This is a genomic window from Nonomuraea sp. NPDC050451, from assembly GCF_044458585.1.
Genome location: NZ_JBITHZ010000018.1, coordinates 87,264 through 109,867 on the forward strand (window position 1 = coordinate 87,264; position 22,604 = coordinate 109,867).

A 22,604-nucleotide genomic window follows, 5' to 3' on the forward strand; every position below is an offset into this window, starting at 1 on the left:
ATCGGAGCGTAAGTAGGAACACGGCAGCAAGCCCCGGCGTGCTCGGTGCGCCGAGGCTGGTGAGCAGGTCAGCCGATCAGACCGCAGGTTCCAAGATGACCCGGTAGCCGAGGGCTTCGAGCTGGCGGACGTGGTTGCGCCTCTTGCGTTCGGGACCGATGCGGGTGTCGTAGAAATCGGCGCCCAGGTCGATGAAGTGAGCGTCGGGGTCGGACAGCAGGTGCCAGATGATGGTGAGGATGGAGCGGCCGACGGCGACGATGGCTCTGTTCTTGCCGCGGCGGCGGGCGCCGGGTCACCGAGCTGGTGGCCAAGGGCTTGTCCACCAAGCAGATCGCTGGTCGGCTGCATGTGTCGTCGTACACAGTGCAGGACCACCTGAAGTCGATCTTCGCCAAGTCGGGCACCGGTTCACGCGGCGACCTGATCGCCCGGCTGTTCCTCGATCACTATGCCGCCTCCTTGACGTCGGGAGCCGCGGCACACACGTGAAGCCTCTGAAGGAGGCCGCGGTCGTCCTCAACGCCCGCACCGAACCGGACCCGGATATCCCGCCCGTTTGGGGCTCAGCACTGGCACGTTTCTTACCGGCACCCCTTCATCGGCGCGGCCCCGCCCCCGTAAGGCGGGTCACAGCCGGACCAGGTCGGCGACCTCCTCGGGCAGGCCAGGTGATGTCATGACATGGCCCATCCCGGACACGACGTGCAGTACCGCGCCCGGAATCGCGGCAGCCAGGGCCTCGCCGTGACCGAGCGGATAGACCGGATCCTGGTCGCCGTGCACGATCGAGGTCGGCGCGGTGATCGACGACAGCGGAGCGAGCAGGTCAGGGGCGTCCATCCACGCGGCCCGGTGATGGTTGGCCGCGGCCGCCGGGTCGGCAGCCCGCGACAGCGCCAGCTCCAGCATCGCCCGGGCGGCCGGCTCGTCGAACGGCCGAACCGGCCCGTTGAAGACCCGGAACAAGGCCACGTCGGACTCCACTCCCGGCGGCAGCCCGGCGGCCATATGCGCGAGAAACGCCGGCGACGGCGGCGGTAGATCATCCGGGTCGGCCGGCTCCCCGGCCCTCGCCCGGGCCCACGCCGGACTCGGATCATGACCCATCGGCGAGCTGGACATCACCGTCAACGACCGGACCCGGTCCGGCGCGTGCACTCCCAGCCGCTGCGCGATCATGCCGCCCATGGAAGTCCCAGCCACATGAGCGGAGCTCAGTCCATAACCGTCCAGCACAGCCAGGCAGTCGCGAGCCATGTCCCCGAGCGTGTACGGGTGAGCATCGAAGTCGACAACGCTGGACCGACCGGTGTCCCGATGATCGAACCGGATCACCTGAACCCCACGCTCAACAAGCCGACCAACCAGTGCATCAGGGCAACTGACACCCTGAGCAGCCGACCCCATGACCATCAAAACAGCGGGAAGCCCAGGATCCCCGATCCTCTCAGTCCAAATCCGCAGCGGCCCCGAGGGCACAAATCGCTCGTGCGCATCCAACATGAAGGCACGGTAGCGGCTACCTGCTGCCGAACGCCGACATTTACCGATGGCCCGGCCGAGAACAGCGCGCCGCACACCTGCGACGAAACCGCTGCGGACCGCCGGATGCGGCATGTTCTCTCACCACGACCTTCGCCACTTCCGAGATTAACGCCATCTCGGAAGTACACACCCAGGTGTGACTTGCGAGATTCCGCGGTCACGGCCACTCGAAGACGGCGAATCCGCTACCGAGATTACGCCGCGGTGCGCGGGAGCCCTTGCTACACCGCTCCCGGGTATACCTGGCCTGGCTCGCCGACCACGCCACCAGCTACGACGCCGATCCGCTCACCGACATTCAAGCGCGGACTGGGCGGTGCGCGACTACCGCATGTGGCTGCTGCGCGACGGGGCCGCCTCATCCCCTACTATGCCGGCGCCCGCATCAGCGAAGTGGTCCGGCTCGACGTCGACGACGTTCGCCTCTCGGCCCGCAAGGGAAAACTGCGGTTGTACGGCAAGGGCGACAAGTTCCGCGAGGTCGAGATCCACCCCAAGCTCCATCCCGAGCTGCAGGTATGGCTTGACGAGCGGCCCACCTGGCCCGAAGCTGACGCCAACCCCGCGCTCTTCCTGAACGCCAAGGGCGGGCGGCTCGCCGCCCGCGCCGCCAGCGGCATCATCGCCACGATCGCCCAGCGAGCGGGCCTGGCCGATCCCACCACCGCCCACGTCCTCAGACATACGCTCGCCACAACGCTGGTTCGCGGCAAAACGGATCTCGTTCTCGTCGCCGAGATCCTTGGACATGCCCGCCTTGAGACCACCCGCCGGTACGGCTAGGCACCCGGGATCGCTTAGTGTCTTCCTGAATTTTTGATCTTGGCCGGTGGGTAGAAGGTCATCGGGATTGGGTTAAGAATTCTGCGATGAGCTGCCAAACTGCTCCCGAGCTGAGGATTCCGTCGTTGTGGAGCGCCATCGAGTTCCTGTGATGTGGTCAGCCGGCACAGATGATCTGACCGTCCGCTCGACCATGCGGCTGGTTCCTGTTGACAGGCGGGAGTTCGCGGACCCGGGCTTCACGGGTTGGACGTGTCCGCTTGGGCTTCAGGGGGCGAGCTGCCGACGACGCGGTGGCGAGCCGGTGGATTCGTCGCTCTGCTGATAGTCGGTGAGGTCGCGCAGGTGCCGGATCGGTGAGGCCAGCAGGACCAACGGTATGCAGATGGCTGCGACGACAAAGATCATCAGGGTGACCCGGCCGCTGAGCACTCCGGCGATCGCGCCGGCGATCAACCCGCCGATCGGGATCGCGCCCCAGGAGACGAAGCGGACCGTGGCCATCACCCGAGGCAGCAGGTCGGGCGGGCTGGCGATCTGCCGGTACGTGCGGGTCACCACACTGAGCACCACGACGCCGGCGGCGAATACCATGTTGCCCGCGGCGAAGGCGGCGAAGCCGTGCCAACCGGTGCCGAGGGGAACGACGAGCGCCCCGGCGACCGCGACGAAGCCGGCGACGATCAGGGCGCGGGCGGTGCCGAGCCTCGCCGTGACCTGGTTCGTCAACGCCGCGCCGATCAGCGTGCCGACGCCGTCCGCCGCTAGCAGCAGGCCGACGAGGCCGGGCTCGGCGTGCAGCTCGCGTACGAGGTAGAGCGCGTAGAGCGCGTGCTGTGCCCCGCAGACCGTGTTGGCCGCGGTGGCGGCCCACATGCACGGACCCATGACCGGGTGGTGCACGACGAAGCGCCAGCCTTCGCGGATCATCGCGCGCACCGGTGGCCAGCGGTCGGGGGCCTCTGCGCGGCGTTCGGGCAGGGTCCGCAGCAGCAGGGCTGAGACAAGGTAGCTGGCCGCGTCGACGAGGAGGGTGGGCACCGCCCCGAGCACCTGGACGATGAGACCGCCAACCGACGGCCCACCGAGCTGAGTAGTGGCGTGGGTGCCGGACGTCAGGCTGTTACGGGACTGCAACTGCTCCTTGCTCACGATCGACGGCAGGAAGGTCGAGTTGGCGACGTCGAAGATGACGTTCGCGAAGCTCGTCACGAGGGCCACGATGACCAGCTGGGCGACCGTCAGCCGGTCCAGCCACCAGGCCAGCGGGATGGAGATGACCGCCGCCGCGCGGGCCAGGTCGGCGCCGACCTGAACCCTTCGCATGGGGAGTCGCTGCACCACCACCCCGGCGGGCAGGCCTATCACGATCCAGGCGACGTAACCGGCGGCGGCGATCATGCCCATCTCGAACGCGGAGGCGTCGAGCACCGTCAAGGCCGTCAGCGGCAGCGCCACTGCGCCTACCGCCGATCCGACCGCGCTGGTCGTGCCGGCCGTCCACCACCGCCAGAAGACGCCCGCCCCACCTCCACTGTCGATTCCCATCCCAGCGCCTCTCTTAGGTAAGTTCCAGAATGGAACGCACTATACTGGAGTACGTGAAGCGCGCCGATCTACCCGACTCCGACTGCGGTATCGCGCAAGCGCTCGGAGTGATCGGCGACTGGTGGACGTTCCTGGTAGTGCGGGACATCGCGGGCGGCACCACCCGCTTCGACAGCCTTCAGCGTGAGCTCGGCGTCAGCCGTCGAGCTCTGGCCGAACGCCTGGCCAGGCTCGTCGAACACGGGGTGCTCGTGAGGCGGCCCTATTCTGATCGCCCGCCGCGCTACGACTACGTGCTGACCACGAAAGGCGAAGGCCTGCTGCCGGCGCTCATCGCCCTGCAGGATTGGGGCGCCAGACATGTGATGGGCGATGGGGCGCTGACCGCGACCAGCGAGGACGGGTCTGCCGAGAGCCGTCGCGTGCACGAGCTGGTCAACCGGAGAATGCCGGATGTCGTGCTGGAACGACATGACGGCGAGCCGGTCACGCCCAACGCGCCGGGCGGCGTCTGGACTGTGCTCTACTTCTTCCCCGGCGCCTTTGCCCCGGGCGCCCAGGGCTACCCGCCTGGTTGGGCCGACATCCCGGGGACGAAGGGTTGCACTTTGGAGGCTCTCACCTACGCGTCACGTTGTGCCGACTTCGAGGCGGCAGGTGCCGCGATCCGAGGCGTGAGCACCCAGCGACCCGACCAGTTGGCTGCCTTCGTCACGCATGCGAGGTTGTCCTATCCCCTCCTGTCCGACCAGGACAGCAGACTCGCCGCTGGGCTTCTGCTGCCGACCTTCCGAACGGCCGGCGTCGACCGCTTCAAGCGCCTCACCCTGTTGCTCGACCCCGACGCGATCATCCGGGCGGTGCAGTTTCCGATCAGCGATCCGGCCGGTTCAGTGGATGAGATGCTCGCCCTCGTCCGCAGTCAATGACAGCGATTCGTGCGCGTTCGTCGCCCATCGCCCGCCTGCTCTTCGCCGTCACCTACGAGATGCTCGGCTCTGCGTTGCCCATCTGGTCCGGAGAGTTCCCCGGAAGGCGCTGAACGGGCTGCGATCGGTGTTTCACCGCCGGGATGAGGACGTCGGGGAAGGGCTCTCCGGGCTGCTGGTCCGGGTAACGGTGGATCGCTCGACGAACTGCTGCTCATGGGCGCGAGTCGGGGGAAATGAACCAGGGCTGAGTGGGAACCTGTGTGGCGGGCACAGATACCAGGTGGTCCACGTCGAGCCGGGTGGGGTCGTCGACGGGCTGATCGTCGTAACAGGACACCCAGTACCCGCCGGACAGTCGACAGCCGGCTCCGACCTGGGGCGGGGTGATGGCTTCGTCGAGGAGGACCTCGGCACGGAAGTGTTGCAGCCGTCACGATCTTGATCGGTCCAGTGCCTGAAAGATGTGCGCTGGTAGCCCTCGCGCTGCTCGGCGTCCACCGGCAGCATGGCGACCGCGTCGGCCGGCAGCGGTCCCTCCGCGCGCTGTGCCGCGGCCTGGAACGTGCGCTGAGCAGGGCGCGTGGCCGCGGCCGCGAGATCGGGGGTGGCGGCCATCAGGGTCATGCTGGCCAGGAGGGTAGCGCTGGCGAGGGTGGTGCTGATCAGGGAGTGGCGCCGTGGGGGCATTGCGCCTGCCGAAAATTCCATCCAGGCAGGTCAAGCGGTATGTGAGTACTCGTGGAGGACTCGGCCGAGCCGGTCTCGTCGGCGTATGTTCAGGTCGGTGATGCGTTCGAGGTCCGTGATCGTTTCCGGGACGGTATGCAGCTGGCGGCTTGGTTCAGGGCTTGGTGGGCTCGGTGCTGGTTGTGGAAGTGTTCGTACTCGCGTAGGGCGTGCCGCAGGTGGGGTCCGTTCCAGATCGGGCAGCGGTTCAGGAGTTCGTGGCGGCAGGACTGCACCCATCGCTCCATGATGGAGTTCATGCGGGGTATCCGGAATCCGGTGAGCACCGTCTTGATGCCGCCTTCGCGCGAGGAGCTCGTCCATGAGGGCGGGGAACTTGCCGTCCCTGTCCCGGATCAGAAAGCGTGTCCGGCAGTTCGCATCCTCCAGGTCCATCACGAGATTCCTGACCCCCTGGATCACCCAGCCGGCGCTCGGGTGAGCGGTGGGGCCGAGCACGCGAATGCGCCTGCCGGCGTGCTCGATGACGGCCAGGATGTACTGACGCTGCCCGTTCAAGGTGACGGTCTCGATGAAATCGCAGGCCAGTAGGGCGTCGGCTTGCGAGCGCAGGAAGTCGGCCCACGTGGTGGATGCCCGCTGGGGTGCTGGGTCAAGGCCTTCTTGTTTGAGGGGCTCCCAGACGGTGGAGGGCGCGATCTTGATGCCGAGCCGTCTCCACGTTGGGTAGCCGCGATCAGGCGGGTTCAGTGTCCGATCTGTCGCGAAGCTGGGGACGAGTCGAGGATGTGGCGCGACCGGGCGGAGGGGGCCGGCAGTTCGTCGTCCGACGGCCGCAGGCTCGACAGCAGCAGCGCCAGGTAGCGGCGGAGATCGCCGCATTCGGGGTCGCCCGAGTGCATGGTGGCCAGCGCCATCACCAGGATGGCGGCCAGGTCGCGGACGATCAGGTCATGGCGTACCACGCCCTGCCGCTGGGCCCTGGCCAGCACGACGCCCAGCGGCCCCATGAACCGCACGGCGATATCGACGGTGAACGCCCCCGACATGCGCGCCGCCCGCAGCAGCGCGCGGTGCGCCGCGAGGGTCTCGACCGAGGCGGTCAGCGCCTCGGTCAGCGCCCGTCCGGCGTCGTCGGCGTCGCGGGCGGCCAGGACCAGCGGCTCGACCTCTTCGGCGAAGTACGTCTGGAAGGCCGCCCTGATCACGCCATCGCGGTCGCCGAACCTGCGGTAGACGGTGGCGCTGCCGATGCCGGCGTATCGGGCGATCTCCTCGAGTGACACGTCCGGGCCGTGCTCGCGCAGACTCGCGATGGCGGCCCGGACGATCTTGTCCGCGTTACGCAGCGCGTCGGCTCGCTTTCGCTGCTCGTGCACATGTGAACGCTAGCAGCCGACGCGCCCCGGGTTCACCAAGCGACTTCGAAGCTGGTCAGCCCGAAGACGATGTGGAAGGAGCGGAACTCGGCGGGGGCGCCGCTCTCGCGCAGGCCGGGGAAGCGGTCGAACAGAGCGGGGAAGGCGATGCGCAGCTCCATCCTGGCCAGCGGCGCGCCCAGGCAGTGGTGCACGCCGTGGCCGAAGGCGACATGGCCCATCTCGCCACGGGCGATGTCGAAACGGTCGGGGTCGGAGATGAACTTCGGGTCGCGGTTGGCCGAGGGGAGCGCCAGCATCACCAGATCGCCCGCCGGGATGTGCTGTCCCGCGACCTCGACCTCGGTGGTGGTCACCTTGGCCACGCCCGAGTGCACGATGCTGAGCCAGCGCAGCAGCTCCTCCACCGTGGCGCCGATCCGCTCGGGCTCCTTCATGAGGAGTTCGAGTTGGTCGGGGTGGCGCAGCAGGGCCAGAGTGCCGAGCCCGAGCATGTTGGAGGTTGTCTCGTGGCCGGCCAGGAGCAGCAGGCTGGCGATGCCGGCGAGCTCGTCGAGCGACAGGTCGTCGCCGTGCTCGCGCACCAGCATACCGAGCATGTCCTCGCCCGGCTCGGCCTTGGCTCGGGCGACCAGCTCGGACATGTAGGCACGCGACTCCAGCGAGGCCGCTGTGCGCTCCTTGGCGGGCCTGGAGATGTCGAGCAGCGTGTTGGTACGCCGCTGGAAGTCGTCGCGGTGCTCGTACGGGACGCCGAGCAGCTCACAGATCACCAGTGAGGGAATGGGCAGCGCGAAGGTCTTGATCAGGTCGACCGGCGAGCCTGCGCGCTCCATCGCGTCGAGGTGGTCGTTGACGATGTCGTGGATGCGGGGCTCCAGCCGGCGCATGCGGCGCATGGTGAACTCCGGCGTCAGTATCCTGCGCAGCCGGGTGTGCTCGGGCGGGTCGAACAGCAGCAGGTTGCCCGCCTGCATCTTCGCGACCTGCTCGGGGCTCAGGCCCTGCATGCCGGGCATGGGGAGGTTCTGCGGGCGCCTGTTGCTGAACCGCTCGGCGTCTCCGAGGATCTCCTTGACGTCGGCGTAGCGGGTGACGAGCCAGGCTTCGAGCCCGAACGGCGTGGGCACCCGCTCGATGCCCACGCCGTCGCGTAGCTTCGCGAGCTCGGGAACCGGGTCGAACGCGGTGCGCCGCATATGCAGGGGCAGAGTCACAGGATCGCTCATGTCATCTCCTGGAGAGGCCGATGTGCCGGAAACGCCCTTCAAAAATGATAGTAGTCCATCACTTGTCTGGGCGGGCGGCGACCAGTCTCCAGCGCCCTCATCGCCGACACCTATACCTCTGTCTACCCGCAGGTGGCACTGGCGGCCGGGGTGGAGGTGAAGGTGGTACAGGAACGCTGGGATCACACAGTGGACCTCCTTCTATCGCGGCCCACATGCCTCGCCCCGGCGAAGCCCGCGCGGCGCGATGGGCCGGTACAGGGCGAACAGGCGGTGGCGTTGGGCTTTCTTCGAGGAAGAGGCGGGTCTGGGTGGGGGTCCAGAGCATGACCGGTGAAGGGTGTGGCACGGTGGTGTAGGCGTCGATGGGGTCGACCCGCCGCCCGCCCCGGCGTTGCTTCTCGGCCTGCCGGGCGGCGTGGTAGCCGGTCTGCCGGGTTCGGACCCGGTCGTCGGTCCACACCAGGGGTTTGGGTCGCGTCTGGGCCGGCATCTTGAGGACGGCGGCGGGGTTGAAGTCGATGAGCCGGTCTTGGCGCATGGTCTGCCCGCGCCGAGTCCAGTCGCTCGAGCCTGTCCCAGGCTCTCCAGGTGTCGAGAAGCTCGTGTCGCATGGACGACCAGTACGGCCAAGATCATCAAGTTTGTCCACGCTCGATGTGACACCCTCGTGCATCCGAGCAGACCGGCGTCGCTGAGCGGCTCACACGGAGCACGGCACTCAATATTCGAGCGGTATGCCGAGGAGCGCAACATCAAACGCGTTGCTGCGCTCCTCGGCCTCGCGGTCCGGAGTCTGGCCACCCCACGGTCCGGAGTCTGGCCACCCGCCCGTGGCCCGTTGCGACCGCCGCCATGCAACGAAAACGCGCCCTCGGCCGGCCAACAGCCCACCATCCCTCTCTGCCTGGTCAGCCACCACGCCGTCACGGCACGCCCAGGATTGACACCGTTGCCGCGGTGTGACCGAACTGCCTGCGCAGTAGGTCTGGCCGTATAGTGACATCACGCGTCGTCCGTATGATCAAAAGGGAGCTATGGCCAAGGTCGGAATCAGTGACGTCGCCGCTCGTGCCGGGGTCAGCGAAGCGACCGTCAGTCGTGTGCTCAACCGTCGGGGTGTGGTTGCCGCCAGCACGCGCCGTGTCGTGGAGGACGCGATCCGCGAGCTGGGATACGACCGCGGAGGACAGAGCCAGCTCGTCATCGTCCTGACCCCGGGCCTCGCCCAGCCCTTCTTCGGACGGCTCTGCGAGCTGATCGAGTCGGCGTTGGCACCCCAGGGGTTCAAGGCCGTCGTGTGCTCCACGACGGTGGGCGGGCTGCAGGAGATCGACTTCATCACCTCCACCATGGATCTGGGCATCGCGGGCGCGGTCTTCGCCTCGGCGAGTAACACCCTGATCGGCGCGGACCCGGCGCCGTACCGGCTGCTGCTGGAACGCCAGATCCCGATCGTCTCGATGAACGGCGCGATCGAGGGCGTCCCGGCCCCCAGCTTCTCCACGAATGACAAAGTGGCGGCGGCGCTGGCCGTCGACCACCTGTGGAACCTCGGCCACCGTGACATCGGCATGATCGTCGGCCCGGTGGGGAACCGGCCCAGCGAGCGGCGCCTCGACGGTTTCGTCGAGGCGATGAGCTCACATGGCGTGGATGACCCGCGGCGACTCGTAGCGCGTCAGGTGTACAGCGTCGAGGGCGGAATGTCGGCCGCCGAGACCCTGCTCGACCAGGGTACGACCGCGATCGTCGCCGCGAGCGACTACATGGCCCTGGGGGCGATTCGTACGGCGGGGCGCCGCGGTCTGTCCGTGCCAGGCGACGTGTCCGTCGTCGGATACGACGACTCCCAGATCATGGGATTCGTCGATCCGCCCCTGACGACGGTCCGGCAGCCGATCGAGCGGATCGCGCAGGCGATCTCCGCCACCATGGTGCATCTGGTCAACAGGAGGCCGGTGCCGGCGGGGGAGCTGATGTTCGACCCCGAGCTGATCATCCGCGGCTCGACGGCCGCCCCACGCGCATAGTCGCCGGTCGCGGCTCAGCAGGCTGATCCGCGACCGCTCGCTGCTGCCTGATTCACCGGATTCGCCCGATGTCGCCAGCGTGACGGCATCGGCGGCGATCGTACCTGCTCGCGGGATGTGTCCTCTACTGATGGCTGCCCGGACGGTGGGGTGGTACGGCCGCCGTCGCCGGCCGCCGCGGAGGGGCTGCCTGCCGCTACGGCGGGCTGTGTGATTCCTGCCGGGCCCACGATGGGTCCGCCCTGTCGCTGTGGGACGCGGGCTCCTTGAGCGTGTTGCCGTCTTGTAATGCACGGTTTTGCCCTGCTGTTGACGTGTTTATGACGTGTATGTAACACTCGGTTTTCATGATGAGGCAGTCACCACCTGCGGCGCACGCCACACGGGCCGGCCAAAATCACCCACCATGGCAACTTCGGGTTGATTCGAGCATGCACGATCTTGTCGAATCTTTCATTTGGGCGTCACATCGTTCGCATGAGTGGGTGCAGACCGGACGGGACCCGAGATATCTCCCGAGTTACTGGGCCGGTTTGACGGACCGGCCGATGTTCTATTCGAGAGACCTCGCCCACCAAATGCTCGGCGCGCATCTGCTCGGACTGGACGCGGAGAACCTTTCGATGCTCCGGCATTTCGCCGGATCGTCGAACGGCGACCGCGGCTGGTATCCGTTGTGGGCGTTCGAGTTCGACGGGACGCCGGCCGCCATCGACTACCACTCGGATGACGACTTCGTACGAGAGGTCCCGGCGCCATTCGAACTCGTCGAGAAGGCGGTCGAGCAATATCGCTGGACGGCGGACGACCGATTCCTGCTCGCTCCGGAGATCGCGGCGTTCGTGCGCAACGCGATGACGTCGTTCGTCGACGCCCATGATCCCCTCGGGACGGGTGTCGCGGGCGAAGGTGGCAGCGGGGACATCTTCCGCGGGACGGCGACCTACAACGAGGTGGAGCGGCCACCGCACCTCCTGGTCGCCGCCGACGGGATCGCGAGCCAATGGGCGGCGCACCTGGCGCTCGGCTCCGTCACCGGTACGGTGCTCGACGAGGAGTTCGCCGCGTGGAATCGTGAGCGGGCCGAGCAGCTGGATGAGCACTTCTCGACATCATGGTGGTTGCCCGGCGACCAGCACTACGCTGCGGGCTTCACCGCCGACGGACCGGCCGGCGGGTTCCGGCTGGAGAGCACCTGGTTCCCCGCGCTCAAGGGGATCATGCGCGACGACCAGCGCTCGAGCGCGCATCTCGGCTTCCTCCGATCCGGCCTCGCGGCGACGCCGCCGTCCAATATCGAGGCTTTCACCTACCTTCCGGAGGCGTTCTTCCGGTACGGGTGGGACGAGGAGGCGTTGCGGTGGATGCGATACCTCGCCGGCTCCAGGGCGGACTATCCGGAGGTCCCCTTCACGCACGTCGCCCACGTCGCGGTCGGCCTGACCGGGCTGGAGCCGGGCGCCAGGGAGGGCGTCGTCCACACCCGCTCGCATCTTCCGGCCGGGGAGTGGATCGAGGTCGGAGAAGTTCCGGTCGGTGGTTCCGTCGTCGGACTGCGGCACGAGGCCAGGGAGGCCACCGAGTTTCAGGTGACTGGCGGACCAGGCGTGACCTGGACCTCCACCTGGGACAACGGGCACGTCACCACGGTTGACGTGCCGAACGGTTCACGCGTACGCGCAGGTGCCGACGGCAGCGTCGTCGTGCTCCGCGGGCAGCGATAGATCACTGACAAAAGGAGACCCCCCTTGCACCGAAAGGCACTCGCCGCCGTCACCGCCGCCTCGTTCCTCGCGCTCGCCGCGTGTAGCAGCGAGACCGGTGATGGAGGAGGCTCGGCCGGGACTACCACGATCAGCTATGCCTTCTGGGGGACCACCGACGAGGCCGCCACCATGAAGGCGATGATCGCGGCGTTCGAGAAGGCCAACCCGACGATCAAGGTCGAGCCCAACTGGATCCAGAGCGACTACGAGCAGAAGCTCCAGACGTCGATCGCCGGCGGCTCCGCCCCGACCGTGGCGGAGATCTCCGATACCTCGCTGCCGAGCTTCGCCAACGCTTTCAAGCAGGTCGAGGTCGACAAGGGCGTCTACTACTCGCCGGCCGTCCAGAAGGCGGGGACGTTCGGCGGGGTCGACTACGCGGTGCCCTTCGTTGCGAAGAGCAAGGTCATGGCCGTCGGCAAGGACGCCTTCGACAAGGCCGGCATCGCCGTCCCGTCCGGCACGACGCCGATGACGACCGCGGACTTCGTGTCCGCGGCCAGGAAGCTGACGTCGGGATCGGACTCCAAGAAGGTCTATGGCTCCGCGCCCCTTTGGTACGACGGCTGGCTGATCGCGGAGGGCGGCTCGTACTACAGCGCGGACGGCAAGCAGTGCACGATGGGCAACGCCGACGGGATCCGCGCCGCCCGGACCGTGGTGGACGCCGTGAAGGCCGACGGCTTCGCGCCCAACCAGGCCGACGCGCAGGGGCAGGACATGTTCCAGTGGCTCGCCGACGGCAAGGTCGCGATGCTGCCCGACTTCGGCCCGTGGAACATCGCCAAGATCGCCGCGCTGGACACCTCGAAGTTCCTCATCGTGCCGATGCCCGGCAAGGGCGAGCCCATGGAGGTCGACAGCCTGGGCATCGCGAAGGACGCGAGCGAGGCGGAGACCGCCGCGGCGAAGACCTTCACGAAGTTCATGAGCTCGACCCCCGACGCGCAGAACCTGCTGGCGACGACGACGTCCGCCCTCGGCATCCCCGTCATCCAGGGATCGCTCGACGCCTTCAAATCCATCGCCCCGAAGGTGAACCTGCAGGCCTTCATCGACGCCGTCACGAACGCGGTGACCACGCCCGCCGTCAAGGACAAGGTGCGGATCGAGAGCGCCTTCTCAGGAGACCTGAACTCGCGCACCGCGATCGGGTCCGGCACCGAGGATCCGGCCGTCGTGCTGCCGCAGCTTCAGGCCGACTGCCAGAAGTTGCTGGACGCGGCGCAGTGACGGTCGCCGAGCGGATTGCGTAGAGGGGATCTCGGCATGTCAGGCATCGTGGATGGGCTTGCGGGATTCCTCGAACGGCTGCACGTCGACGAGGGGCTCAGGCCCATCCTCTCCCTGGTCATCATCTTGGCCATCGTGTTCGGCCTCATCGGCGCCGGTCTGTGGGGCGCCCTCAGGGCGCGCTGGATCTCGCGGAACGCCGCCGCGTTCTGGCTCTTCGTCTCTCCGTGGATCGTCGGCTTCGTGATCTTCACAGGTGGGCCGATGGTGTACTCCCTGGTCCTGTCATTCATGGACTGGAACCTGATCGATCCGGCGAAGTTCACGGGGCTCGCCAACTACAAAGAAGCGCTCTCGGACCCCGCGCTCGGTCAGGCGATCAAGGTCACCCTGACGTACGCCGTCGTGAGCGTTCCCTTGCAGACGGTGCTCTCCCTGGGTGTCGCGCTCCTGATGAACGTCCGGGTTCGCGGGGTCAACGTGTTCCGGACCATCTGGTACCTGCCTTCGCTGGTGACGGGAGTGGCCCAGGCAGTGCTGTTCATCTGGGTCTTCAACCCCAGTTACGGCCTCGTCAACGGGCTGCTCCGCCTGTTCGGCGTCGACGGACCCAAGTGGCTCTTCGACGCCGACTGGGCCCTGCCCGCGGTGATTCTCATGAGCCTCTGGACGGTCGGCGGGAACATGATCATCTATCTCGCCGGTTTGCAGGACGTGCCGAAGAGCCTCTATGAGGCGGCCGAGATCGACGGCGCCGGGCGCCGGCACTCGTTGTGGCACATCACGCTTCCCCAGGTGAGCCCCGTCATCTTCTTCAACGTGGTCACGGGTCTCATCGGTGCGATGCAGACCTTTACCCAGGGCTACGTGGTCACGCACAACGGGGGCGGCCCGTCCGACTCGCTCCTTTTCTACGTCCTGTACCTGTACCAGAACGCGTTCTCCTTCTTCCAGATGGGATACGCCTCCGCCCTGGCTTGGATCCTGTTCGGCATGATCATGGTGCTCACGGCGCTGGTGTTCCGGGGGAGCGCCTTCTGGGTCTACTACGAATCGCAACGGCCGAGGGAGCGGAGGCGGCGTGTCCATGTCAGCTAGCGCGGGAGCGGTGCGTGCGGAGGGGGCGCGACCCCGGCCGCTCGGGCCCAGGATCTTCGCGGTCACGCTGCTCGTGGTCGGGTCCGTCGTCTTCGTCTACCCCTTCCTCTGGATGATCGCGACCGCGCTGCGGACGCAGGCGGGTGTGTCGCAGGGAGGGGTGTCGCTCTGGCCCATCCAGTGGCAGTGGTCCAACTTCTCCGACGGTCTCGGCTCGTTCCCGTTCTGGACCTACCTGCGCAACTCGGTGCTGAGCACGCTCGTCCCGGTCGTCGCGGTGGTCTTCTCGTCGTCGCTCATCGGGTTCGCGTTCGCGCGGATCCGGGTCCGGGGCTCCGGGGTGCTGTTCGCGATCGTGCTGTCGACGATGTTGCTTCCCGGGGAGGTGACGATCGTTCCGCAGTTCATTCTTTTCAAAGATCTCGACATGATCGACACGCTGTGGCCGATCATCGTCCCGACCTTTTTCGGCTCCTCGTTCTTCATCTTCCTGTACCGGCAGTTCTATTTGCGATTGCCGGACGCGCTGACGGATGCTGCCCTCATCGACGGCGCAGGCTGGTTCCGCATCTGGTTCTCGATCTATCTGCCGCTTTCCCGGCCCATCGTCATCGCGACCGCGGTGTTGCAGTTCATGTCCTACTGGAACAACTTCTTCCAGGCCGCGATCTACCTTTCAACGGATCGGTGGAAGACCCTTCCGCTCGCCCTGGCGGGTTTCCAGTCCGTGCACGGCACGAACACTCCACTGCTGATGGCCACCACCCTGGTGGTGACCTTCCCGTGCGTTCTTCTTTTCTTCTTCGCGCAGCGTCACATCATCGGCGGAATATCATTCACGGGGATCAAATGACGGAAATCGAAATGCCTGCCACGGGTGCCTCCTGGCTACCGGGGTGGACCCACTCGGAGCCTGAGGCGCCTGTCCCGCTGGGCGCCGATCACTCCGGCGCGGGGCTCCTGCTGCGGGCGACGCGGCCGGGTGACGTGCGCGAACTGCGGGGCGGAGTCTTCGAGGTCGTGTTCAGCACGCTGGGTGAGCCGATCAGTCTCACCGTGACGATCCCCGCCACCGATGCGGCCGCGTGGTGGTGCCCGGGCAGCACCGTGCCGCACGCGACGATCCCGCCATCGTGGGGGGCGGCGGTCGAAGCGACCGCCCTGCGGGGCATTCCGCTCGGGGCCCTGCTCGGCTCGCGCGACGTCGCCCGTCTGGTCTACGCGGTCGACACCGGCCGTAGCGAGACCCAGGTGCTGGCCGGCCTGGTGGAGGAGACCGCCGACTTTGTGATCAAGATCGCCGTCGGCGGCTCTGGCGCGGCGGGCGACGTGCGGCTTCTCCTGGACGTGTCCGGCGGCACCTTCGCGGAAGCCGTTCCCGAGGCGGGGCGCTGGCTTCAAGGGGAGGACGGCCATCGCGGGGCGCCGGGGGCCGAGGACCCGGTCCTGTGCACCTGGTATTTCGCGCACCAGCACGTCTCGGCCGCCACCGTACTCGGGCAGGCCGATCGTGCGGCCGCGATGGGGTTCGGCACCGTGATCGTCGATGACGGCTGGCAGACGAGCTCGCACGGCCGGGGATACGGATCGTGCGGCGACTGGGAGGTCGCGGAGGACAAGTTCCCCGATGCGGCCGGCCTGGTCGAGGCGTTACGCGCCCGAGGGCTGCGCACCGTGTGGTGGATCGGCACACCATTCCTGGGCTATCGGGCGAAGACCCGCGACCTGGGACTTGCGACGCTGCGCGACAAACCCGAGCTGGAGGCGGAGGTCCTCGACCCGCGAGACCCCTTCACTCGCGCCTACCTGGTCGGGCGGATGGAGGAGATCATCGCGCGGACGGCGGCCGACGGCCTGAAGCTCGACTTCCTGGAGGAGTTCCAGGACCCGGAGGCGCCGGGGTCCGTGGCCGCGGCCGTCGACACCGTGACCGAGATCGTCGACAGGCTGCGAGGGCTCGGAGTCGAGCCGTTGATCGAGTTCCGCGAGCCGTACGTGCATCCGGAAGCAGCCCGGCACGCCTCGATGATCCGCGTCGGCGACTGCCCGCTGAACGCGGTCCAGAACCGCGTCGGCATCCTCGACCTCCGCCTGAGTCGGCCGGGCACGCCGATCCACAGCGACCCGATCATGTGGGCCGAGGGTGACAGCCCGGAGCGGGTCGCCCATCATCTGATCAACTCACTGCTGGGCGTGCCGCAGGTTTCCGTGGACCTGACGCGGCTTCCCAGTGGCCAGTCCGAGGCGCTCACGTTCTGGCTCGGTGTCTGGCGCGAGCACCGTGACCTCCTTCTGCACGGCCGCCTGGTGCCCGAGCGCCCCGAACTGATGTACCCGGCGGCCCGCGTTCACGACGGCGGCCGGCACTTCGTCGCGAGGTACGCGCCGCACGCCATCCTGATTCCGGCCGGCGACTGGACGGAACTGCTGGTCGCGAATGCCGACGACAGCTCCCCGATCCTGCTGAACGAGGGGGACGAGGTCAGCGCCGGCCTGGAGACCTGGGACGCCAGGGGGCGGCGGGTCGTCGACGGGGACATCGTCCTGGCCTCCGGGCCCCAGGCGCTGGCCATTCCCTCCGGTGGGCTTGCCCGGTTGCGCCGGGACCCTTCATCGATGCCCTCGACATGACGGAGGTCTCCGCGACGACGTTCATAGCCGATTCCCCCGGCCCTCCCCGGCCGGGCCGATCGGACGGGGTCGCGGTGCCCGACCGCCTGCTCTGGGAGGTGACCAGGCGGGCCGATTCGCGCGGGGTGCCGTCCACGCTGCTCGCGGCACGTGCGGCGATCGATCGGGGCGACGTGCCGGAGGCCGAACGGCGGCTCATGGCCCTGCAGGGCGGCTGGTCGCAGGTCTGTCTGCCGTTCGCCGATCTCTACCTCGACGGCGGGCGCGCGGACGGCCCCGCCGAGGGGATCTAGCCCGGTGCCGCCGACGCTGGACGTCACCGACTTCGGGGCGGCTCCCGGCAGCCGCTCCGATGCCGCGCCCGCGGTCGCGGCGGCCCTCCGGGCCGCCGGCGCCGTGGCGGGGCCGGTGGTCCTCCGATTCCCTCCGGGCGACTATCACTTCTGGCCGGACGGCGCACAACGTCGTGAGCTTTACGTCTCCAACACGGTGGGGGACGATCCGCGGTACCGCGAGAAGACGATCGCCGTACTCGTCGAGGCGATGGACGATCTCGTCATCTCGGGGGAGGGCGCCCGCATCCTCCTTCATGGGCTCCAGACGACCTTCGCCGTCATCGACTCGCGGCGGGTGCGCGTCGAGGGACTCGAGTTCGATTTCGCGGTGCCGACGGTCGTCGACGCCACGGTCGTGGACGCGGGCGTCGAGGCGGGGCGGGCGTACCGGGTGATCCGGGTGCCCGAGGTCACGCTGTTCTCCGTCGAAGGACACTCGATCCGCTGGCGCGGTGAGGCCCTCGGCTCGGGCGCCGTCGCCTGGGAGGGCCGTGATGCGCTCGAGTACACGCAGATCCATGATCCGTCCGGCCGCAGGACGCGGCGCGGCCCGAACCCGCTCTTCGACGACGTCTGGTCGATCAAGGCGGTGGGGGACCGCGAGATCCGGATCGATTACGACCGCAGCGAGGAACCGGCCGACCTCGGTGTCGTCTATGAGATGCGCCTGACGACGCGTGATCATCCCGGCGCGCTCGTGCTCGACAGCGCCGGCGTGACGTTGTCCGGGCTGCGTTTCCGGTTCCTGCACGGCTTCGGCGTCGTGGCACAGGCGAGCCGTGACGTCACGATCGAGGGCTGCGAGTTCCGAAGCCCACCGGGCAGCGGGCGGCACACGGCGGGTTTCGCCGACTTCGTCCAGTTCTCCGGATGCTGGGGAGCGGCGGCCGTTCGCGACTGCCTCTTTGACGGGCCGCACGACGACCCGATCAATGTGCACGGCACCTACCTCCGCATCGCCGATCAGCCTGATCGCCGCACGCTGGTGCTCGAGTACGCGCATCCGGAGACGGCCGGACTCCCGCAGTTCTCGCCCGGCGACCTGATCGAGATCGTGGAGCGGGAGACGCTCCAGGCGATCGCGACCGCGACGGTGGAGCGCGTACGGCAGCCGAGCGGGCGGGACCGCGCCCACCCGCTCAGGGTCATCGTCCTGACCGTCGGCTCCGAGCTTCCCGGCGACCTCACCGGGCGGGCCGCGGTGGAGAACGTGACCCGGACGCCGGCCGTGCACATCGCCCGCAACGTCTTCCGAAACGTGCCCACGCGCGCCGTGCTCGTGACCACGCGGCGTCCGGTGGTCATCGAGGACAACCGGTTCGAACGCCCGGGAATGGCCGCGATCTACGTCTCAGGCGACGCCGACGAATGGTGGGAGTCCGGGCCGGTACGCGATCTGATCGTCCGCGGAAACGAGTTCGTCGAACCGGGTGGGCCGGCAGTCTTCGTCGATCCGCGGAATGCGCGGACCGACTCCGCGTACCCGGTTCACCGCCGCGTCGTCGTCGAAAGAAATCGTTTCGTGCTCCGTGACGTCCCGGCGCTCTACGCCAAGAGCACCCAGGGCATTCGCTTCAGGGACAACAGCATCGCGCGCTCAGGGGCGGAGACATGGGACATCGTTCTCCGGTCGTGCACAGACGTGGACATCGATGAGCCGACGTTGAGGGTCACCGAGCTCGGATGAGCGACACCGGCAGCCGGCCGATGAGTCCGCGAGTCGCCACGGCAGGCTTCCGGCGCGGTCAGAGAAGGCGCCGATGGGCTCGTCCGAGCCGATCGTCCTGGGGCATGCGGGTCGCCTCCGACCCCCAGCAGGACGCCTGGGGCACGGCCTCCTGCGCCGCCACCGGCGCGATCCGGTTCCGCCACGCGGATCTTCCCGGTGACGCGCCGCTCACCGAAGTGCCGCCGCTGGTGTTGTCGGAACTGCTGCGCGACGCCGACCTCGCCGTGGGGGTCGGGTCCCTGGGGCTCGACCAGCAGGCGGCGGCCGGGCACGACGGCTACTGGCAGTCGTACGGGTTCGGCGAACTGAGCGAGACCGCTCGCACGCGGCGTGACGCGCTGGCCCGGCTGCTGCCCCGGCTGAAGATCGCCGACCGGGTGGAGCTGACCGACCGGTTCCTGCGCGTGCGCGGGCAACTGCGCACCTATCGGATTCATCTGGGGTCGGGCAACATCCTGATGGAGCCGAACGATGCCTACCTGTGCATCGTCCCCGACCGCGACCGCTCCGCCTCATCGGTGTTCCTGCCGTTCGAGGAGGACGGCGGCATGTTGTCGGTCATCCTGTCAAAGGCGTTCCTGCTGGCGGACGACACCAGGATCAGCGATCCCAGCATCACCCGCCAGCTCGCCGCTACCTAGGCCCGATGCGGTTCCAGTTGCGCAACCACTTCGGCCCGATGCCCTCCGCGGTGTTCAGCAAAGTGGTGCGGGCGTCGAACGTGCGAATTCCATAGGAATGTCCAGCATCCAGCTGTGTGTCATTGCTGATGGAGATCGCTGAGGAAGGTGCGGATATCCCCGGCCTCGGGGGCGTCGAGGGCGGTGTACAGATCGAGGGCCTGCAGGGCGTGGTCGCGGGCGAGGTCGATATGGCCGAAGTCGCGGTGGACGTGCGCCAGGCCATTGTGAGCGCGGGCTTGTTCGGGGCGGTAGCCGACCTGGCGGGCGACGGCCAGCGCGGCGTCGTGGTCGGTTACGGCCTGGGCGAGGTCGCCCATGGATCGGGCGGCTTCGGCCAGGGCGTTGAGCGATTCGGCCTCGTCCCCGGGGAAACCGTGTCTGCGGCACAGGTGCAAGGCGTCGCGGTGATGGCGGTGGGCCTGGTCGTAGCGGCCTTCCCGCTGGTACACCAGCCCGAGGTTGTTCAGGACGATGGTTTCGCCAATGCGGGATCCGGTCTCGAGATAGACGTGCAGGGCCCGGCGATGGTGGTCGTGGGCTTCCGCGTATCGTCCTTGGCGCTCGTGGACGGTTCCGAGGTTGGTCAGCGCGCTGGCTTCGCCCGCGCGGTCGCCGGACTCGCCGAAGAGGACGAGGGACTGTCGAAAGTGGTCGTAGGCCTGGTCGTATTCTCGCTGCCGCTTGTGGACGTTGCCGAGGTTGTGCAGTGCGCGGGCTTCTAATCCCTGGTCGCCGATGTCGCGCGAAAGGGCCAGGGCGTTCGAGTAGTGCTCGGCTGCTTGGTCGGTGTCGCCCTGCCACCAGAAGAGCGCCTCGCCGAGGTCGAGGAGCGTGCGTGTTTCTGCGGCTGTGTCGCCGCTTCGCCGGTTTGTCTGAAGTGCCAGGCCGTAGAGGGCCAGTGCGTCCGCGTGGTGGGCGTGGCGAAGCAGGTAATGGTGCAAGACGCCCGCCAGCTGGCTGGTGTGTGTGAGCCAGCCGTTGTCGGCGGTGTGCCGGCCGACCGCGATGAGGTTCGCGCGCTCGGTGTCGAGCCAGCTGACCGCCTCGACCTCGTCCCGCGGAGACGAGGTCGCTGGGAGGCGTGGCCTGCGGTTCTTGCTCTCCGGGTAGAGGTGGTCGACGGCCGTGCTAGCGCGGTGGAGATAGTGGTCGAACAGCCGGCCGAGGGCCTCGCGCTGAGCGCTCGGCGGTTCTTCGGCCGCCGCGGTGGCCAGGGCGTGTTCGCGCAGCAGGTCGTGAAAGGTGTAGCGGCCGGGCTGGTACTGGGCCAGGACGTGGGCGTCCAGAAGGTCTTCCATGAGCATCTCGGCCCGCTCGAGTGGAAGATCGGCCAGCGCGGCTGCCGCACCGGGGCCGATGTCACGGCCCGGCTGCAGCCCCAGAAGCCGGAACATGCGTTGCTGATCGGGATCCAGCTGCTGGTAGGACAGGGTGAACGCGGCCGCCACGCCTCTTTCCGAGGTGGCCAGCTCGGAAAGCCTGCGGCGTTGGTCGCGGAGCCGGTCGGCCAGGTATTCGACGGTCCAGCGGGGGCGATGGTGCAGGCGGGCGGCGGCGATGCGGACGGCCAGTGGCAGGAAACCGCACAACTGCAGTACGTCGAGGACCGCGACCGGTTCGGCGGCCGCCCGCTCGCCCACGATCGTCGTGAACAGTTCCACGGCGTCCGCGGCAGGCAGCACGTCCATGGACAGGGCGTGTGCCCCGTCGAGGTCGGTCAACCGTCGGCGACTGGTGATCAGGATGAGCGTACTGGAGGTGCCAGGGAGCAACGGCCGTACATGATCGGCGCCGAGGGCGTTGTCCAGCACGGCCAGCACTTGACGGCCGGAGAGTTCGGACCGCCACAGCGCGGCGCGATCGGCGAGCGACACCGGGATCTGTTCAGCCGGCACGCCGAGCTGCCCCAGGAGCACCTCGAGCGCGGCGCCGGCATCGAGCGGCGCCTGACCGGCGGTGTGCGCCAGCAGGTCGACGAAGAGTTGCCCGTCAGGGAATCGGTCCGCGAGGAGGTGTCCCGCGTGAACCGCGAGCGCCGTCTTGCCGATCCCGGCCATCCCGTCGATCGCCGAGATCGTCACGACTCCACCGTTGTTGCTCGTCCACGAGCGGGCGAGCCTGTCGAGCTCGCTTTCTCGTCCGGTGAAATCGGGGACGTCGTAGGGCAGGAAGCTCACCCGCTGCGACTTCGCCGGTGTGGCGGCCGGCGCCCGCAGGCCGGGGTCGTCACGCAGGATGGCCTGTTCGAGCTTGCTGAAGGCGTGGCCCGGGTCCAGTCCCTGCTGTTCTGACAGGGCCGTCCGGAAGGTTCTTGCCACGTGCAACGCCTCAGGTTGGCGTCCGGCGCGGTGCAGGGCGAGCATCAGCTGGCCGCAGAGCCGTTCCCGCAGCGGATTGGCCACCACGTGGATGGTCAGTTCGTCGATGAGGTCGTCTTGGTGGCCCAGAGACAGTTCCATGTCGGCCAGGCGTTCGATGGCGGTCAGTCGCTGCCCGTTCAATCGTGCTCGGGCGCTCTCGACGTAATCGGCGGTGATATCGGCCAGCGGCTCTCCCCGCCACAGTGCGAGCGCGGCACGGATCTGGTCGGCGACGTCCTGCTGGTCACCGGAGGCGGCCTGTGCCTTGGCGATCAGGACGGTGAACTCGTCCAGATCGAGTTGGCCAGGCTCGAGGGTGATCATGTAGCCGGCCGGACGAGTGGCCAGCATCTGATCGGCTCCGGAAGCGCGCAGCATCCGCCGGATCGCAGCGATCGTGGTTTGGATCTGCGCGCGGGCGGAATCTGGCGGCAGCGGACCCCACATCGCATCGACCAGCCGATCTGTACTGATCACAACCCCGGCGTGCAGCAGCAGATAGGCGAGCACCGCCCGATGCCGGGGCGCCAGTCGGGGTGGCTGCGGACCGGGAACCACGGCCTCTACCGGGCCGAGGATCGTGAACCGCATGTCGTCACTCCCGGGGTCGCCAGCACTTGCATAGAGATC

General features: G+C 68.0%; 19 protein-coding genes. 13 read left to right on the forward strand and 6 right to left on the reverse strand.

Annotated features, from left to right (window positions below; translation table 11 throughout):
* Positions 1-303: 303 nt before the first annotated feature.
* Positions 304-492, forward strand: a complete 189-nt coding sequence (locus ACIBI9_RS40235) for a response regulator transcription factor (protein ID WP_397230635.1) — start codon at positions 304-306, stop codon at positions 490-492.
* Positions 493-630: 138 nt separating this feature from the next.
* On the opposite strand, the gene ACIBI9_RS40240 is transcribed toward ACIBI9_RS40235, so the two are convergent.
* A complete protein-coding gene (locus ACIBI9_RS40240) occupies positions 631-1,506 on the reverse strand; it encodes an alpha/beta fold hydrolase (protein WP_397230407.1) in 876 nt (291 codons plus the stop codon).
* A gap of 375 nt (positions 1,507-1,881) precedes the next feature.
* Between ACIBI9_RS40240 and ACIBI9_RS40245 the strand changes: the two genes are divergently transcribed.
* Positions 1,882-2,331 carry a tyrosine-type recombinase/integrase gene (locus tag ACIBI9_RS40245; RefSeq protein ID WP_397230409.1) on the forward strand — a complete coding sequence of 150 codons (450 nt, stop codon included), beginning with the start codon at positions 1,882-1,884 and terminating at the stop codon, positions 2,329-2,331.
* A gap of 267 nt (positions 2,332-2,598) precedes the next feature.
* On the opposite strand, the gene ACIBI9_RS40250 is transcribed toward ACIBI9_RS40245, so the two are convergent.
* A complete protein-coding gene (locus ACIBI9_RS40250; protein WP_397230411.1) occupies positions 2,599-3,879 on the reverse strand; it encodes an MFS transporter in 1,281 nt (426 codons plus the stop codon).
* Between the two features lie 53 nt (positions 3,880-3,932).
* On the opposite strand from ACIBI9_RS40250, the gene ACIBI9_RS40255 reads away from it, so the two are divergent.
* On the forward strand, positions 3,933-4,808 hold the full coding sequence (locus ACIBI9_RS40255; RefSeq protein WP_397230413.1) for a winged helix-turn-helix transcriptional regulator: 876 nt from the start codon (positions 3,933-3,935) through the stop codon (positions 4,806-4,808).
* Between the two features lie 779 nt (positions 4,809-5,587).
* Here the strand turns inward: ACIBI9_RS40255 and ACIBI9_RS40260 are convergent.
* Positions 5,588-5,797: a hypothetical protein gene (locus ACIBI9_RS40260; protein WP_397230415.1), complete on the reverse strand. Its 210-nt coding sequence runs from the start codon at positions 5,795-5,797 to the stop codon at positions 5,588-5,590.
* Here ACIBI9_RS40260 and ACIBI9_RS40265 point away from each other — a divergent pair.
* Positions 5,784-6,089, forward strand: coding sequence for a hypothetical protein (locus ACIBI9_RS40265; RefSeq protein WP_397230646.1), 306 nt, complete (start codon positions 5,784-5,786; stop codon positions 6,087-6,089). The two genes, ACIBI9_RS40260 and ACIBI9_RS40265, sit on opposite strands and share 14 nt — an antisense overlap.
* A 155-nt stretch (positions 6,090-6,244) precedes the next feature.
* Here ACIBI9_RS40265 and ACIBI9_RS40270 read toward each other — a convergent pair whose 3' ends face one another.
* Positions 6,245-6,877 carry a TetR/AcrR family transcriptional regulator gene (locus tag ACIBI9_RS40270; RefSeq protein WP_397230417.1) on the reverse strand — a complete coding sequence of 211 codons (633 nt, stop codon included), beginning with the start codon at positions 6,875-6,877 and terminating at the stop codon, positions 6,245-6,247.
* A 32-nt stretch (positions 6,878-6,909) separates the two neighbouring features.
* On the reverse strand, positions 6,910-8,106 hold the full coding sequence (locus ACIBI9_RS40275) for a cytochrome P450 (protein ID WP_397230419.1): 1,197 nt from the start codon (positions 8,104-8,106) through the stop codon (positions 6,910-6,912).
* Between the two features lie 1,037 nt (positions 8,107-9,143).
* On the opposite strand from ACIBI9_RS40275, the gene ACIBI9_RS40280 reads away from it, so the two are divergent.
* From ACIBI9_RS40280 to ACIBI9_RS40320, 9 genes are all read left to right on the forward strand, one after another.
* Complete coding sequence (locus ACIBI9_RS40280) at positions 9,144-10,139, forward strand: LacI family DNA-binding transcriptional regulator (RefSeq protein WP_397230421.1); 996 nt, start codon at positions 9,144-9,146, stop codon at positions 10,137-10,139.
* A gap of 548 nt (positions 10,140-10,687) precedes the next feature.
* Positions 10,688-11,863, forward strand: coding sequence for a hypothetical protein (locus ACIBI9_RS40285; RefSeq protein WP_397230423.1), 1,176 nt, complete (start codon positions 10,688-10,690; stop codon positions 11,861-11,863).
* 24 nt (positions 11,864-11,887) lie between these two features.
* The gene (locus ACIBI9_RS40290) at positions 11,888-13,138 is read left to right on the forward strand and encodes an ABC transporter substrate-binding protein (protein WP_397230425.1); all 1,251 of its coding nucleotides are present in this window, start codon (positions 11,888-11,890) and stop codon (positions 13,136-13,138) included.
* 36 nt (positions 13,139-13,174) lie between these two features.
* On the forward strand, positions 13,175-14,236 hold the full coding sequence (locus ACIBI9_RS40295) for a carbohydrate ABC transporter permease (protein ID WP_397230427.1): 1,062 nt from the start codon (positions 13,175-13,177) through the stop codon (positions 14,234-14,236).
* A gap of 112 nt (positions 14,237-14,348) precedes the next feature.
* Complete coding sequence (locus tag ACIBI9_RS40300; protein WP_397230429.1) at positions 14,349-15,089, forward strand: carbohydrate ABC transporter permease; 741 nt, start codon at positions 14,349-14,351, stop codon at positions 15,087-15,089.
* Positions 15,086-16,867 carry an alpha-galactosidase gene (locus ACIBI9_RS40305; RefSeq protein WP_397230431.1) on the forward strand — a complete coding sequence of 594 codons (1,782 nt, stop codon included), beginning with the start codon at positions 15,086-15,088 and terminating at the stop codon, positions 16,865-16,867. The genes ACIBI9_RS40300 and ACIBI9_RS40305 overlap by 4 nt, the downstream gene beginning before the upstream one ends.
* Entirely contained in the window at positions 16,864-17,160 is a 297-nt protein-coding gene (locus ACIBI9_RS40310) for a hypothetical protein (protein ID WP_397230433.1), read from the forward strand. Before ACIBI9_RS40305 ends, ACIBI9_RS40310 begins: the two co-directional genes overlap by 4 nt.
* Before the next feature lie 4 nt (positions 17,161-17,164).
* Positions 17,165-18,889 carry a right-handed parallel beta-helix repeat-containing protein gene (locus tag ACIBI9_RS40315; protein ID WP_397230435.1) on the forward strand — a complete coding sequence of 575 codons (1,725 nt, stop codon included), beginning with the start codon at positions 17,165-17,167 and terminating at the stop codon, positions 18,887-18,889.
* A 104-nt stretch (positions 18,890-18,993) separates the two neighbouring features.
* Positions 18,994-19,572 (forward strand): hypothetical protein, encoded by a 579-nt coding sequence (locus ACIBI9_RS40320; protein ID WP_397230437.1) that lies wholly within the window; start codon positions 18,994-18,996, stop codon positions 19,570-19,572.
* Positions 19,573-19,691: 119 nt separating this feature from the next.
* Here ACIBI9_RS40320 and ACIBI9_RS40325 read toward each other — a convergent pair whose 3' ends face one another.
* Complete coding sequence (locus tag ACIBI9_RS40325; RefSeq protein ID WP_397230439.1) at positions 19,692-22,565, reverse strand: tetratricopeptide repeat protein; 2,874 nt, start codon at positions 22,563-22,565, stop codon at positions 19,692-19,694.
* Positions 22,566-22,604: the final 39 nt, after the last annotated feature.